Annotated in this window: 10 protein-coding genes; 9 read left to right on the top strand and 1 reads right to left on the bottom strand. The window is 73.0% G+C overall.

The genetic code is table 11. The features are described from left to right. The first annotated feature begins 134 nt into the window (after positions 1-134). A complete protein-coding gene (locus tag ACOOHE_RS02935) occupies positions 135-3,353 on the top strand; it encodes a PAS domain S-box protein (protein ID WP_420456309.1) in 3,219 nt (1,072 codons plus the stop codon). On the opposite strand, the gene ACOOHE_RS02930 is transcribed toward ACOOHE_RS02935, so the two are convergent. Continuing rightward, positions 3,331-3,924 carry an outer membrane beta-barrel protein gene (locus ACOOHE_RS02930; RefSeq protein ID WP_420456308.1) on the bottom strand — a complete coding sequence of 198 codons (594 nt, stop codon included), beginning with the start codon at positions 3,922-3,924 and terminating at the stop codon, positions 3,331-3,333. The genes ACOOHE_RS02935 and ACOOHE_RS02930 overlap by 23 nt on opposite strands. A gap of 129 nt (positions 3,925-4,053) precedes the next feature. Here ACOOHE_RS02930 and tkt point away from each other — a divergent pair, with 129 nt between their 5' ends. The 8 genes from tkt to ilvB all read left to right on the top strand — a co-directional run bounded on the left by tkt (position 4,054) and on the right by ilvB (position 15,301). After that, positions 4,054-6,105: a transketolase gene (tkt, locus tag ACOOHE_RS02925; protein WP_420456307.1), complete on the top strand. Its 2,052-nt coding sequence runs from the start codon at positions 4,054-4,056 to the stop codon at positions 6,103-6,105. Further along, on the top strand, positions 6,102-6,686 hold the full coding sequence (locus ACOOHE_RS02920; RefSeq protein WP_420456306.1) for a Crp/Fnr family transcriptional regulator: 585 nt from the start codon (positions 6,102-6,104) through the stop codon (positions 6,684-6,686). The genes tkt and ACOOHE_RS02920 overlap by 4 nt, the downstream gene beginning before the upstream one ends. A gap of 263 nt (positions 6,687-6,949) precedes the next feature. Further along, entirely contained in the window at positions 6,950-7,924 is a 975-nt protein-coding gene (locus ACOOHE_RS02915) for an aldo/keto reductase (protein ID WP_420456305.1), read from the top strand. Positions 7,925-7,956: 32 nt separating this feature from the next. After that, positions 7,957-8,466, top strand: a complete 510-nt coding sequence (locus ACOOHE_RS02910; RefSeq protein ID WP_420456304.1) for a nuclear transport factor 2 family protein — start codon at positions 7,957-7,959, stop codon at positions 8,464-8,466. A 327-nt stretch (positions 8,467-8,793) separates the two neighbouring features. Beyond that, the gene (gene leuB / locus ACOOHE_RS02905) at positions 8,794-9,870 is read left to right on the top strand and encodes a 3-isopropylmalate dehydrogenase (protein WP_420456303.1); all 1,077 of its coding nucleotides are present in this window, start codon (positions 8,794-8,796) and stop codon (positions 9,868-9,870) included. 6 nt (positions 9,871-9,876) lie between these two features. Continuing rightward, on the top strand, positions 9,877-11,484 hold the full coding sequence (locus ACOOHE_RS02900) for a 2-isopropylmalate synthase (protein ID WP_420456302.1): 1,608 nt from the start codon (positions 9,877-9,879) through the stop codon (positions 11,482-11,484). A gap of 108 nt (positions 11,485-11,592) precedes the next feature. Next, positions 11,593-13,326, top strand: a complete 1,734-nt coding sequence (gene ilvD / locus ACOOHE_RS02895) for a dihydroxy-acid dehydratase (RefSeq protein WP_420456301.1) — start codon at positions 11,593-11,595, stop codon at positions 13,324-13,326. A 178-nt stretch (positions 13,327-13,504) separates the two neighbouring features. Further along, on the top strand, positions 13,505-15,301 hold the full coding sequence (gene ilvB, locus ACOOHE_RS02890; protein ID WP_420456300.1) for a biosynthetic-type acetolactate synthase large subunit: 1,797 nt from the start codon (positions 13,505-13,507) through the stop codon (positions 15,299-15,301). The last annotated feature ends 6 nt before the right edge of the window (positions 15,302-15,307 follow it).

Below are 15,307 nucleotides of genomic sequence, written 5' to 3'. Positions count from 1 at the left end.
TGTGAAAGCCTCTCCCTGTACCAGCCCTGTCAAGAGGGCCTCCCGCCCGAGAGACCTTGAACTTCGGCGCTCCCCTAAACGGGGACGGCGGCCCCGTCGATACTCGGACCACGATTGGCCGCCCTCCTCCCCACGTGGACCCACACGCAGCACGCCTCACCGACCCCGGTCGTCTCGCGGCCGTCGACCGGACCCACCTCGTCGGCGCCGTGCCGGCCGAGGGGCTGGAGCGAGCCGCGGCCCTGGTCCGGACGGTCCTGGGCGTGCCCGCCGCGTTCGTCACCGTCGTCGAGGCCGACCGCCAGTTCGTCGTCGCCGAGCGCGGGTTCACGGACGCGCTGGGGGCCCCCGCCGAGGGGCCCCTCACGCACTCGTACTGCCGCGAGGTCGTCGGGGGCGACGCGCCGCTCGTCGTCCCCGACGCCGGCCGGTCGGGCCTGAGCTGCGCCGGGCTCCTCGCCGAGTCGTTCGGGATTGGGGCCTACCTCGGCGTGCCCGTCCGGTCGGCCGAGGGGGACCCGGTCGGGGCGCTGTGCGCCATCGACGGCGCGCCGCGCGCGTGGACCCCGGCCGAGGTCGAGACGATGACGGCGCTGGCGGCGACCGTCGAGACCGAGATCGCGCTCCGCGCCGAGCTCGACCGGCGCGACCGCGTCGAGTCCCGGTACCACGCGCTCTTCGACGGGTCGCCCGACGCCGTCCTGCTGCTCGACCCCGACACCGAGGAGGTCCTCGGGGCCAACGCCGCCGCGTGCGCGCTCTACGGCCGAGACCGCGACGACCTGGTGGGGATGAGCGCGAAGGCGTTCTCGCGCGAGACGGCCCGGGGCGAGGCCGTCGCCTCCCGGCTCGTCGCCGAGGGCGGCTCCGCCCGGTTCGACACGGTCCAGCTCCGGGCCGACGGGTCGCCCGTCGACGTGCGCGTCAGTGCCTCGGCCGTCCGGCTGGGCGGCCGGCCCGTCCTGCTCTCGGTCAACCGCGACGTCACCGACGTCAAGCGGGCCGAGCGCGAGCTCGCCGAAGCCCGCGCGCTCAACGACCGGCTCGCCTTGGTCGCCGCCAAGACCACGAACGGCGTCGTCATGACCGACGCCGACGGGCTCACCGAGTGGGTCAACGAGGGGTTCACCCGGATCACCGGCTACACCCTCGACGACCTCCGGGGCCGCAAGCCCGGCCACGTCCTCCAGGGGCCCGACACCGACCCCGAGACGGTCGCGTTCCTCCACGAGCGGATGCGCACGCGCGAGCCGTTCTCGGCCGAGCTCGTCAACGTCCACAAGAACGGGACCCCGTACTGGATCCGGATCGAGGTCTCCCCGCTCGTCGAGGACGACGGGACGCTCACCGGGTTCATGGCCATCGAGACCGACATCACCGAGCGGAAGCGGGCCGAGGCCACGCTCCGCGAGAGCGAGTCCCGGTTCCGGCTCGTGACCGAGACGGCCGGCGTCGGGATGTTCGTGTCGGACGTCGAGCGCGGCCGGACCACCTTCACGATGCCCGGCCACCAGGTGCTGGGCTACCAGGAGGCCGAGCCGTTCACGTTCGCCCGGTTCGCCGAGCTCGTCCACCCCGACGACCGGGACCGGGTGACGGCGGCCATCGAGCACGCCAAGGACCCCGCCGGGACGGGCCGGGCCAACTTCGACCACCGCGTCGTCCGCCCCGACACGGGCGCGGTCCGGTGGGTCGCGGTCAAGGTCGAGGCCGTGTTCGAGGGCGAGGGCCCGGGTCGCCGGGCGGCCCAGCTCTGCGGCGTCATCCTGGACGCGACCGAGCGGAAGCGGGCCGAGGCCGAGGCGAGGGAGAGCGAGGCCCGGTTCCGGCTCTTGACCGAGACGGCCACCGACGTCATCCTGACCATCGACGAGACCGGGACCGTCGTCTACGCCAACGAAGCCGCCCGGGCCGTCTTCGGCTACGCGCCGGACGAGTTGGTGGGCAACGAGCTCTCGGCCATCCTGCCGGACCGGTTCCGTGCGGCCCACCGAGAGGGCCTGGCCCGCTACCTCGCCTCCGGGGAGCGCCGGCTCGACTGGGCCGCCGTCGAGCTCCCGGGCCGGCGGCGCGACGGGACCGAGCTCCCGCTCTCGGTCACGTTCGGGGAGTACGCCCAGGGCGGCCGGCGCTTCTTCACGGCCATCGTCCGCGACGTCTCGGCGCGAGAGGAGGCCCAGCGCGCGCTCAAAGAGAGCGAGGCCCAGTACCGGACGCTCGTCGAGGCCGTCCGCGACGCCGTCATCGAGACCGACGCCGAGGGCCACATCACGTTCGTCAACCCGGCCTGGGAGCGGATCACCGGCGTCGCCGCGGCCGACTCGCTCGGGCAGATCGCCCGCTCGTTCGTCCACCCCGACGACCACGCCGCCCACGACGCCGGGTTCGCCCCGCTCGTGGCCGGCGACGTCGCGTTCGTCCGGTTCGAGAGCCGGGTCCTCCACGCCGACGGCGACGTCCGCCACGTCGAGATCCAGACCGAGCTCCGGCGCGACGAGGCCGGCACCGTCGTCGGGACGGTCGGGACGGTCACCGACATCACCGACGCGGCCCGGTTCGAGGCCGAGCGCGAGGCGCGCCAGCGGGCCGACGAGATGCTCCGGCTCAAGAGCGCGTTCCTCGACAACATGAGCCACGAGCTGCGGACGCCGCTCACGGCCATCCTGGGCTTCGCCAGCGTGCTCGCCGAGGAGGTCCCCGAGGAGCAGCGGGAGTGGGCCGAGGCCATCGTGCGGGGGGGCGACCGGCTCCAGAGCACGCTCAACGCCGTCCTCGACCTGTCCCAGCTCGAGGCCGGGGCCGTCGCCGTCAAGGCCGCCCCGCTCGACGCCCGGGCCGCCGCCGGCGAGGCCGCCGACCGCCTCCGCGCGGTCGCCGACGCGGCCGGGCTCTCGCTCACCGTGGCCGGCAGCGGGCGCGCGCTGGCCGACGCCGACGCCCTCGGCCGCGCGCTGGGCCACGTCCTGGACAACGCGGTCAAGTTCACGCCGGCCGGCCGGGTCACCGTCGAGGTCGCCGAGTCGGCCGGGCGCGTCCGGGTTCGCGTGGCCGACACCGGTGTCGGGATGCCGGCCGCCTTTGTGCCCCGCGCCTTCGAGGCCTTTACCCAAGCCTCCGACGGCCACGGACGGGCGTACGAGGGGAACGGGCTCGGGCTCACGATCGCACGTCGGCTCGTCGAGCTTATGGGTAGCGAGATCGCCGTCGAGAGCGCCGAGGGCGTCGGCACGACGGTGACCGTCGACCTCCCAGCCGCGCCCGCGCCGGTGCTGACCTGGAGGCCCCTCGACACGGAGCCGCCGGCGAGGACCGGGGCGACGGTCCCCTACGCTAGCGGAACGGGTACGCCGTGACGCCGACCGACAGCCGGCCCTCGCCGTAGCCGATGTCCCGGTCCTCGATGTCGAGGGCGATCCGGCCGAGGTCGACCTCGGTAAACTGGCCGCCGCCGAGCCGGAGCGCGGCGTCGAACGCGATCGTCGGGCTCACGAAGTAGGCGACGCCGCCGCCGAACGCGATCCCGCCGCCCTGGAACTCCAAGTCCGAGGCGTCGTCGCTGGCGACCACGCCGCGGAGCGCGACATCGAGGTAGGGCCGGAGCGCGCTCCCGCGGTTGAGGTTGAACCGGGCGCCGAGCTCGCCGGCCCCGAACCGGTACGTGTTGTTGATGACCCCGTTGGTCTGGCCGTCGATCTCGGCGCCCGAGGCACCGACATAAAACGTGACGACGGGCGAGATCCCGTAGCCGACGCGGAGCGCCGCGCCGCCCCCGTCGTCGGTGTCGTCGAAGTCGTCCTCGTCGTAGTTGAGGGACTGGCCGTCGAGCGCGAGTTGGAGGAACAGGCCCTCGGTGTTGGACGGGCCGACCGGCTGGGCCGCGAGCGGAGCGGCCACGAAGGCGAGGAGCGGGAGGAGCGTACGCATGGGGGGACGTGGTGGGGAGCCGCAGAAACGGGCGACGCTCCGCTTTGGTTACACCCCCACAGGTTCGGCCGCCAGGGATCGAACGCGGCCCGGCCCCGTAGCTTGCTCTCCCTCTCTCCCCCGCCCGTCATGGCCGACCAACCCGTCCTCACCTCCGAGATGGAGGACCCCGCCCCCGACCGGACCGCCGACGAGCGCGCCCGCCTCGAGACGCTCACGGCCAACGCCATCCGCGGCCTGACCATCGACGCCGTCGAGAAGGCCAACTCGGGCCACCCCGGCCTGCCGATGGGCATGGCCGACGCCGCGACCGTCCTGTGGACGCGGTTCCTCCAGTTCAACCCGAAGGACCCGGGCTGGGCCGACCGCGACCGGTTCGTGCTCTCGGCCGGCCACGGGTCGATGCTGATCTACAGCCTGCTCCACCTCAGCGGCTACGACCTGCCCCTCGACGAGCTCAAGCAGTTCCGCCAGCTCGGGTCCAAGACGCCGGGCCACCCCGAGGTGACGCACACGCCCGGCGTCGAGGTCACGACCGGCCCGCTCGGCCAGGGCATCGCGACGGCCGTCGGGCTCGCGCTCGCCGAGCGGACGCTGGCGGCCCAGTTCAACACCGACGACCACACCGTCGTCGACCACTACACCTACGTCATCGCGTCGGACGGGGACTTGCAGGAGGGCGTCTCGAACGAGGCCTCGTCGTTCGCCGGCCACCAGGGGCTGGGCAAGCTCGTCGTTCTCTACGACGACAACTACGTCCAGATCGACGGGTCGACGGACCTCGCGTTTACCGAGGACCGCGCCGGGCGCTACGACGCGCTCGGCTGGCACGTCATCCGCGACGTCGACGGCCACGACAACGAGGCCGTCGCCGAGGCCATCGAGACAGCCCGGAACGTACAGGACCGGCCCAGCTTGATCGTCTGTCGGACGACCATCGGCTACGGCTCACCGAACCACGCCGGCACGCACGACATCCACTCGGACGCGCTCGGCGACGACGAGGTCGAGGCCACGAAAAAGAACCTCGGCCTGCCCCTCGAGCCGTTCGCCATCCCCGACGGCGCCAAGACGCTCCTCGAAGAGCAGGCCTTCCGCGGCTCCCAGGCGCACTGCGAGTGGGAGGGCCGGATGACGGCCTACGCCGACGCCGAGCCCGACCAGGCCGCCGAGCTCCGCCGACGCCTCGAACACCGCCTGCCCGACGGCTGGACCGACGCGCTCCCCACGTTCGAGCCCGACGCCAAGGGGATGGCCAGCCGCGCCGCCAGCGGCAAGGTTCTGGACGCGCTCGCGCCCGTCCTCCCCGAGCTCGTCGGCGGCTCGGCCGACCTCACGCCGTCGAACAAGACGAAGGCGGCGGGCATGGAGGACATGCAGCATGACGCGCCGGCCGCGCGCTACGTCCACTACGGCGTGAGGGAGCACGGGATGGCGTCGATCATGAACGGGCTCGCGCTGCACGGCGGCGTCCGCCCGTACGGCGGCACGTTCCTGATCTTCAGCGACTACGGCAAGGCCGCCATCCGGCTGGGCTCGCTGATGCACGCGCCGGTCGTCCACGTGTTCACGCACGACTCGGTCGGGCTGGGCGAGGACGGGCCGACGCACCAGCCCATCGAGCAGCTCGCCGGGCTCCGGGCCATCCCCGGCCTGCACGTCATCCGCCCGGCCGACGCCAACGAGACGGCCGCGGCCTGGAAGGTGGCGCTCGAAACCACCGACGCGCCGACCGCGCTCGCGCTCAGCCGCCAGAACCTGCCCACGATGGCCGAGACGGCCGACCTGGCGACCGAGGGCGTGGCCCGGGGCGCCTACGTCCTGTCCGACTCTGAGGGCGAGCCCGAGCTCATCCTGATCGCGACCGGCTCCGAGGTCGGGCTGGCGATGGAGGCCAAGAAAGAGCTCGGCGACGGCGTCCGCGTGGTGTCGATGCCGTGCGACCGGCTGTTCTTCAAGCAGGACGACGCCTACCGCGAGGCCGTGCTGCCGGCGTCGGTCCGGGCGCGCGTGTCGGTCGAGGCCGCGAGCACGTTCGGCTGGGGCCGCGTGGTCGGGCTCGACGGCGAGACCATCGGGCTCGACCGGTTCGGCGAGAGCGCGCCGGGCGAGGCGGCCTACGAGTCGCTCGGGCTCACGGTCGAGGCCGTCGTCGAGGCGGCCCGGGCCGTGATGGGATGAGCGTTGACGTCCGCACGGCCGTCGAGGCGGTCTCGCCGCTGCCCGACGCCGACTGGCGGGCGATGGCGGACCGGCTCCGCGTGCGCTCGGTCGCGCGCGGGGCGTTCCTGCTCCGCGAGGGCGACACGTGCGACTATCTCGGAGTGCTGGTGGCCGGCGCCCTCCGCACCTACACCGTCACGCCCGACGGTCGGGAACGGACGGGCTGGCTCACCACGCCGGGCATGGTCACGACCGAGGTGCTCAGCTTCTACGAGCGCGTCCCGACCGTCGAGTTCGTCCAAGCCGTCGCCGACGCCGAGGTCTGGGCGCTCACGCACGCCGACCTCGACGCGCTGTGCCTCGCCCGGCCCGCCGTCGAGCGCTGGGCGCGCCGCGTGGCCGAGCACATCCTGACGGACCTCAAGGGCCACCTGCTCTCCCAGCTCCACGACCCGGCGCCCCAGCGGTACGACCGTCTCGTCCGCCTGCGGCCCGCGTTCGTCGCGCAGATCCCGCTCAAGCACGTCGCGTCGTTTTTGGGGATCACGCCGAGCACGCTCAGCCGCGTCCGCGCCGAGCGCGCCCAGGCGTTGACGTAGGGCAAGGCGGGCGTTGAGGGGCGGGCCGATGTTGGGCGTCCCCACCTCCGACAGGGCTGCTGAGTTCTTTGCCGACCATACAAACAACAGGCGTCATTGGCTGGCGCCGTCGCTTCGCGGTCCCGCGCACGCGGGGATCTATACGCAGCGGCGCCTCAGCGAGCGGACCCCTATGGATCCCCGCGTGCGCGGGGACGACTGTCATTTTGCTTAGGAAGCTGACTCGTTTCGCAGAACGTAGCAGCCCTGCCACCTCCGATCTCATGCCTCTTCGCTCCGTCCCGCTCGGCTCCACCGGCGAGTCCGTCACCGCGTTGTGCCTGGGCACGATGTATTTCGGAACCACCGTCGACGAGCCGACCTCGGTCGCGCTGCTCGACCATTATGTCGAGGCGGGCGGCTCCTTCCTCGACACGGCCAACTGCTACGCCTTCTGGGAAGGCGACGGCCACGAGAGCGAGACGCTGCTCGGCCGTTACGTCGTCGACCGCGACTGCCGCGACGACCTGTTCCTGGCGACGAAGGTCGGCTTCGCGCCCGAGCGGCCCGGCGCCCCGTGGCCGGACGAGGTCGAGTCGCTGACGGCCACCCGCATCGTCGAGAGCGTCGAGACGAGCTTGCGACGGCTCCGGACGGACCGGATCGACCTGCTCTACGCGCACCGCGACGACCGCGACACGCCGCTCGACGAGACGCTGGAGGCGTTCGCCCGACTGGTCGAGGCGGGCAAGGTCCGCCACCTCGGCGCGAGCAACACCCGTTCGTGGCGGCTGGAGCGCGCGCGCGCGACGAGTCGGGCGCGTGGGTGGCCGGCCTACGCCTGCGTCCAGCAGAAGTACACGTACCTCCGCCCACGCCCCGGCGTCGACTTCGGCGGCCAGCTCTGGGCCGACGATGACGTGCTCGACTACACGCGGTCCGAGGGCCTCTCGCTGCTGGCGTACTCGCCGCTCCTGTCCGGCGCCTACACCCGCGCCGACCGGCCCATCCCCCCCGAGTTCGCCGGGCCCAACGCCGACGCCCGGCTGGCGGTGCTCGCCGAGGTGGCCGAGGAGACCGGCGCGACGCCGAACCAGGTCGTCCTGGCGTGGATGCTCGCGCAAGGCATTCTGCCCATCGTCGCCGCCAGCACGGCCGAGCAGCTCGCCGAGAACCTCGGCGCGGCCGGCCTCGCCCTCACCGACGACCACGTGGATCGTCTCGACGCGGCGTCCGCCATCGCGCGCGAGCCCGCGTGAGCGTGCCGAGCGTTTCCCCCAGCCTCCTGCCCATGTCCGCCTCTCTGCTCCTCGTCCTGTCTCTCGCGGTCTCGGCGTGCCTGCTCGGCTGCGCCGCCGGGCCGTCGGCGCACACCGGCGACGGGCCTGCCGAGGCGGCCGACGCCGAGCGCGAGACGGCCCTGATCCTCGGCGTCCTCAACGCCGAGACCCGGGCCGCCCTCGGCCGGGACTACCGCGCTTGGCGCGAGCACTGGGTCCACGAGCCCTACGTCGTCAAGACGTACACGAACGCGGCCGACGGGACCTCGTCGGTCATGCTCGGCTGGGCCGCCGTCGACGACTTTGTCCGGTCGTACATCGAGGACCACCCGACGCCGGAGCCCCCGCCAGAGCCGCTCACGAGCGCCGACGTCCAGATCTACGGGGACGTGGCGTGGGTGACGTACGAGCAGGACGACGCCGACCAAGGGCTGAAGCGGGAGTCCCGGCGACTGGAGCTGGCCGGGGGCGTGTGGCGGATCGCCGGGATGCACACGACGATCCTCGATGCCAGCGGCTGACGGCGCCCAATCGAACAGCGACGCACGGTGTATGGTCGTCGCAGATTCTTCACAAATTGGAAGGGCTTCCGGTCTTCACAACTCTTTGTCAGAGGTCAAGACTCCGGCCTACTATGGGCGCTCCATCCGCGCCCTCGTCCCGAGGCGCCCCGCGTGACCGACTCCGTCTCCCGTTCCGCCGACGTCCTCGCCCCGCTGGTGAGCCCGGTCCGCATCGCTCTCGCCCCGGTCCTCCTTATCGGCCTCCTCGTAGGAGGCTGACCCACCCCAACCGGCTCGAAGCTCGCTGATTCATCGCACGCTCCTGGGTTGGTCACGACCCACACGATGGACAGCACGCCCACGACGTACACGCTCGCCCTGCTCCCGGGCGACGGCATCGGCCCCGAGGTGACGGCCGAGGCCGAGCGTGTGCTCGACGCGGCGGCAGAGGCGCTCGGGTTCGAGATCACCACGAGCGAGCACCCGGTCGGCGGGGCCGGGATCGACGCGGCCGGCGACCCGCTGCCGCGCGCCACGCTCGATGCCTGCCTCGACGCCGACGCCGTGTTCCTGGGCGCCGTCGGCGGGCCGGACTGGGACGCCGTGGCGCCCGACCTCCGGCCCGAGCGCGGGCTGCTCCGGCTCCGCGCCCGCCTGGGCGCCTTCGCCAACTTGCGACCGGTTGCCGTGTCGGACGCGCTCGCCGAGCGGTCGCCGCTGCGGCCGGAGCGCGTGGCCGGCACCGACCTCCTGATCGTCCGCGAGCTGACGGGCGGCATCTACTTCGGCCTGCCGCGCGAGCGGACGGCGACCGAGGCGTACGACACGATGCGGTACACGGTCCTCGAGGTCGAGCGGATCGCCCGCGTCGCCTTCGAGTGGGCCCGCAAGCGCGGCGGGCGCGTGACGTCGGTCGACAAGGCGAACGTGCTCGCGTCGTCGGCGCTGTGGCGGGACGTGGTGGCGCGCGTCGGGGCCGACGAGTTCCCGGACGTGGCGCTCGAGCATTTGTACGTGGACCACGCCGCGATGGAGGTCGTCTGCGACCCGCGCCGGTTCGACGTGGTCGTGACCGGCAACCTGTTCGGCGACGTGCTCTCGGACTTGGCCGCGACGCTGCCGGGCACATTGGGGCTCTTGCCCTCGGCCAGCCTGGGCGGGCGGACGGGCCTGTTCGAGCCCGTCCATGGCAGCGCGCCCGACCTCGCGGGCCGCGACGCCGCCAACCCGCTCGCCGCCATCTTGAGCGCGGCCATGCTCCTGGACTCCCTCGGCGAAGCCGACGCCGCGACGGCCGTCCGCCAGTCCGTCGACGCCGTCGTCGCCGACGGGCCCCACACGGCCGACCTCGGCGGGACGGCTTCCACCACCGACGTCGGCGGCGCCGTGGCCGACGGGATCGCTCTTCTCACCCTCACGTAGTCCGCCATGCCTTCCTCCACCGACCGGGTCGTCCTGTTCGACACCACCTTGCGCGACGGCGAGCAGTCGCCGGGCGCCGCGATGACGCTGCCGGCCAAGCTCCGGGTCGCCCGGCTGCTGGCCGAGATGGGCGTCGACGTGATCGAGGCCGGGTTCCCCGTCTCGTCGCCGCAGCAGGCCGAGGCCGTCCGCGCCATCGTCGCCGAGCTGGGCGACGGGGGCCCCGTCGTGTGCGCGCTGGGCCGGGCCCACTCGGGCGACATCCAGGCCGCCATCGACGCCCTCGGCGACGGGCCGAACACCCGCGTCCACACGTTCATCGCCACGAGCGACATCCACATCGCGGCCAAGTTCAGCGGCCCCCGCTTCGGGTCAACGCTGGCCGAGCGCCGCGCGAGCGTCCTCAAGATGGCGACCGAGGCCGTGGCCCAGGCCAAGGCCCACACGGCCGACGTCGAGTTCAGCGCCGAGGACGCCGGGCGGACCGACCACGGCTTCCTGTGCGACGTCGTGGCCGCCGCCGTCGAGGCCGGGGCCACGACCATCAACATCCCGGACACGACCGGCTACTGCACCCCGGCCGACTACGCCGCCCTGTTCCGCGCCGTCGCCGACTGCTGCGACCTCAGCGGCGTCGTGCTCTCGACGCACTGCCACGACGACCTCGGCCTGGCGGTCGCCAACACGCTGGCGGGCATCGAGGCCGGCGCGCGGCAGGTCGAGGTGACCGTCAACGGGATCGGCGAGCGGGCCGGCAACGCCTCGCTTGAAGAGGTCGCGATGGCGCTCCGCGTCCGCCAGGACCGCTACGGCGTGACGCACGGGCTCGACGCGACCCGGCTGGGCGAGGTCAGCCGCTTGGTCTCGGTCGTGACCGGGTTCGCGCTGGCGCCCAACAAGGCCGTCGTCGGGGCGAACGCCTTCGCGCACGAGGCCGGCATCCACCAGCACGGCGTCCTGAAGGACCGGGCGACGTATGAGATCCTGCGGGCCGAGGACGTCGGCGCCGACGCCCAGGGCATCCGGCTCGGGCGCCACAGCGGGCGGGCCGGCCTGTTCGCGCGGATGGAGCGGCTGGGCTTGGACGTCGCCGAGGCCGACCGCGAGGCGGTCTACACCCGGTTCGTCGCCCTGGCCGACCAGAAGCGCGAGGTCTACGACGCCGACCTCCGCCGGATCGTCGACGCCGCGGCCGACGCGCCGGCCCGTGGGCTGGCGCTCGTCGGGCTCCACGTCTCGACGGGGACCGACGAGAAGCCGCGCGCCGAGGTCACGCTCCTGGAGGCCGAGACCGGCACGCTCCGCGTCGAGACGGCCTCGGGCGACGGGCCCGTCGACGCGATCTACCGGGCCATCGACGGGGCCTCCGGCCGGAGCCACCAGCTCGAGACGTACTCGATCCGCGCGCTCACCCGGGCCGCCGACGCCCAGGGCGAGGCGCTCGTCGTGGTCTCGGACGGGCCGGCGCTCGCCCAGGGCAAGGCGGCCGGGACCGACATCTTGCGTGCCTCGGCCGAGGCCTACGTCGCCGCCCTCAACGGGCTCGACGAGGACGACCACCGCGAGGGCCAGATCGTCGCCGACGGCATCATGGCGTCGTTCGATGCGGTGTAAGCGGTACGGGGTACGAGGTACCTGGTACGCGAAGCCAGTGCTCGCTTCGACGTTTACGTCCCCGAACCGCTCCCCCGTACCGAGTACCCTCGTACCCCGTACCTCCCCATGAGAAGCGACACCGTCAAGGCCGGCATCGCCCGGGCCCCACACCGGAGCCTGCTCCGCGCGACCGGCCAGATCGAGTCCGACGCCGACTTCGACAAGCCGTTCATCGGCGTCTGCAACTCGTACATCGACCTCATCCCAGGCCACGTCCACCTGCAGTCGTTCGGGAAGGTGGTCAAACACGCCGTCCGCGCCGCCGGCGGGGTCCCGTTCGAGTTCAACACGATCGGCGTCGACGACGGGATCGCGATGGGCCACCTCGGGATGCGCTACTCGCTGCCCTCGCGCGAGATCATCGCCGACTCGGTCGAGACGGTCGCCCAGGCGCACTGCTTGGACGGACTGGTCTGCATCCCGAACTGCGACAAGATCGTGCCGGGGATGCTGATGGGCGCGCTCCGCATCAACCTGCCGGTCGTGTTCGTGTCGGGCGGGCCGATGGCCGCGGGCCGGCTCCCGAACGGCGAGGCCATCGACCTGTCGACGGTCTTCGAGGGCGTCGGGCGCCACCAGACGGGCGAGATCGACGACGCCCAGCTGTTGGAGATCGAGTCGCTCGCGTGCCCGACGTGCGGCTCGTGCTCGGGCATGTTCACGGCCAACTCGATGAACTGCCTGATGGAGGTCGTCGGGCTGGCGCTGCCCTACAACGGGTCGATCCTGGCGACCGACCCGCGCCGCCGCGAGCTGGCGCGCTCGGCCGCCCGCCGGATCGTGGAGCTGGTGGCCGAGGACCTGAAGCCCCGCGACATCGTCACGGCCGACGCGCTCGACGACGCCTTCGCGCTCGACATGGCCATGGGCGGATCGACGAATACGGTCCTGCACCTGCTGGCGATGGCGCGCGAGGCCGAGGTCCCGTACGACCTCACGCGCATCGCCGAGGTCTCGGCGCGGACGCCCTACCTGTGCAAGGTGTCGCCGTCGGTCCCGGACGTCCACATGGAGGATGTCGAGGCCGCGGGCGGCGTGCCGGCGCTCTTGAAGGAGCTCGACGCCGTCGGCTTGCTCCACCCCGACCGCCCGACCGTCGCCGGCCCCCTTCGCGCCACGATTGACGCGGCCGAGAACGCGAACCCAGAGATCATCCGCCCGGCCCAGCGCGCGTTCCGCCCGACCGGCGGTTTGTCGGTCCTGTTCGGCAACCTGGCGCCCGAGGGGGCCATCGTCAAGAGCGGCGCCGTCCAGGACGCCATGCTGACGTTCGAGGGCCCGGCGCGGATCTTCGAGTCCCAGGAAGAGGCCATCAACGGGATTCTGGGGGGCGAGGTCGTCCCGGGCGAGGTCGTCGTGATCCGGACCGAGGGGCCGAAGGGCGGGCCGGGGATGCCCGAGATGCTGGGGCCGACGAGTGCGCTCGTCGGGATGGGCCTGGACGACCGCGTGGCCATGATCACCGACGGCCGGTTCTCGGGCGCCACGCGCGGGCTCGCCATCGGCCACGCCTCGCCCGAGGCCGCGAGCGGCGGCCCCATCGGCGCCGTCGAGCCCGGCGACCGCATCCGGATCGACGTGCCGGCGGGCGAGATCACGCTCTTGGTCGACGACGCCGAGATCGCGCGGCGGCTGGCGGCGCGGCCGGCGTTCGTGCCCAAGATCCGGTCGGGCTGGCTCGGCCGGTACGTCCATTTCGTGACGAGCGCCTCCGACGGCGCGGTCTTGCGCTTGCCCGACGTCGCCCCCGCTCTCGCGGGCGACGGCGCGGCGGTCGCGCTCGAACCGCTCGGCTCGTGACTCGCTCGCCCAGACCCCCCGGTCGTCCGCCCCTCGCCTCGCTCAGCGGGAGGACAACCTGTCCCCCTTGAAGGGGGACAGCCGGATCGCGCCTGAGCGCAGCGATGCGCGCTCCGGCAGGGGGTCTCGCCCCGCCCACCTCCATCTCCCCGCTCACGCCCGTCGCCAGCGCCACCCGATGACCTCGACCGCGACCCTCCCCAAACCCGCCCACCGCGCCACGCCGACGCCCGCCTCGGCGCCCGACGCCCAGGCGCCCGTCCTGGCCGGCGCCGACATCTTCGTCCGGAGCCTAGAGGCCGAGGGCGTCGAGGTCGTGTTCGGCCACCCGGGCGGCGCCATCATCAAGATCTACGACGCGCTGGCGCGGCTCCAGCCGTCGTTCCAGCACGTGCTCGTCCGCCACGAGCAGGCGGGGACGCACGCGGCCGAGGGCTACGCCAAGGCGACCGGAAAGGTGGGGACGGTCCTGGTCACGAGCGGGCCCGGCGCCACCAACACGGTCACCGGCATCGCCGACGCGATCCTGGACTCGGTGCCGATGGTCGTGTTCACGGGCCAGGTGGCCGTCCCGCTCATCGGCGGCGACGCCTTCCAGGAGGTCGACACGATGGGGATCACGCGGTCGATCACGAAGCACAGCTTCCAGGTCCGCTCGGCGGCCGACCTCGCGCCGACCATCAAGGCCGCCTACCACATCGCGCGGACGGGTCGCCCGGGGCCGGTCGTGGTCGACCTCCCCAAGGACGTCCTGGTCGACGAGGCGCCGTTCGCGTACCCGGACTCGGTCGAGCTCCGCGGCTACAGCGTGGCCACGGAGGGCCCGCCGGAGAAAATCGAGCGCGCGGCCGGCATGATCCGCAACGCCCAACGGCCCCTGTTCTACGTCGGCGGCGGGACGATCTCGGCCAACGCGACCGAGGTGCTGACGGACCTCGCCCGCCACACCCGGATCCCGGTCACGACGACGCTCCACGGGCTCGGCGCCTTCCCCGAGTCCGACGAGCTGGCGCTCGGGATGCTGGGGATGCACGGGACGTACTGGGCCAACATGGCCGTCCAGAACTGCGACCTGCTCATCGCCGTCGGCGCCCGGTTCGACGACCGCGTGACGGGGCAGCTCGAGGCGTGGGCCCCGCACGCCGAGGTGATCCACATCGAGATCGACCCGTCGTGCGTGTCGAAAAACGTCTACGCCGACTGCGCCATCCTGGGCGACGTGGCCACGGTGCTCGGCCAGATCGCCCCCCGCCTCGACCCGAAGGACACCGGCGCCTGGCTTGGCCAGATCGCCGAGTGGCGCCAGCTGGCGGAGCCCGAGATGCGGACGCCGCCCGGCGATCCCGACGGGCCGCTCGGCGCCGTCGAGGCCATCCGCAAGCTGGGCGAGCGGGCCGGCGACTGGGGCGTGCTCACGACCGACGTCGGCCAGCACCAGATGTGGGCGGCCCAGCACTTCGGCTTCGGGCGGACCCGGAGCCACATCACGTCGGGCGGGCTCGGCACGATGGGGTTCGGCTTCCCGGCCGCGCTCGGCGCCGCGCTCGGCCTGCGCGACACCGACGCGACCGTCGTCTCGATCAGCGGCGACGGCGGGTTCCTGATGAACGCCCAGGAGCTCGGCGTCGCCCGGGCGCTGGGGCTCCCGATCAAGGTGGCCGTGATCAACAACAGCCGGCTGGGGATGGTCCGCCAGTGGCAGGAGCTGTTCCACGCCGAGCGCTACAGCCACACCGACCTGGCCGACACGAACCCGGACTTCGTGGCCCTCGCCCAAGCGTTCGGCTGCGCCGCCTTCCGCGCGGCGACGCCCGCCGAGGCCGACGCGGCCATCGAGGCGGCGTGGGCCGTCACCGACCGCCCGGCCTTTATCGAGTTCGTCGTGCCCCACGAAGAGCTCGTCTTCCCCATGGTGCCGGCCGGCGCGGCCACCGACGACATGATCCTGCGCCGGTGGCCCGGCGAGGACGACTAGCCATGA

The organism is Rubrivirga sp. (genome assembly GCF_965213695.1).
Taxonomy (GTDB): Bacteria; Bacteroidota; Rhodothermia; order Rhodothermales; family Rubricoccaceae; genus Rubrivirga.
Note: the sequence above shows the minus strand (reverse complement) of the source record. Positions and strands in the feature narration are given on the sequence as shown.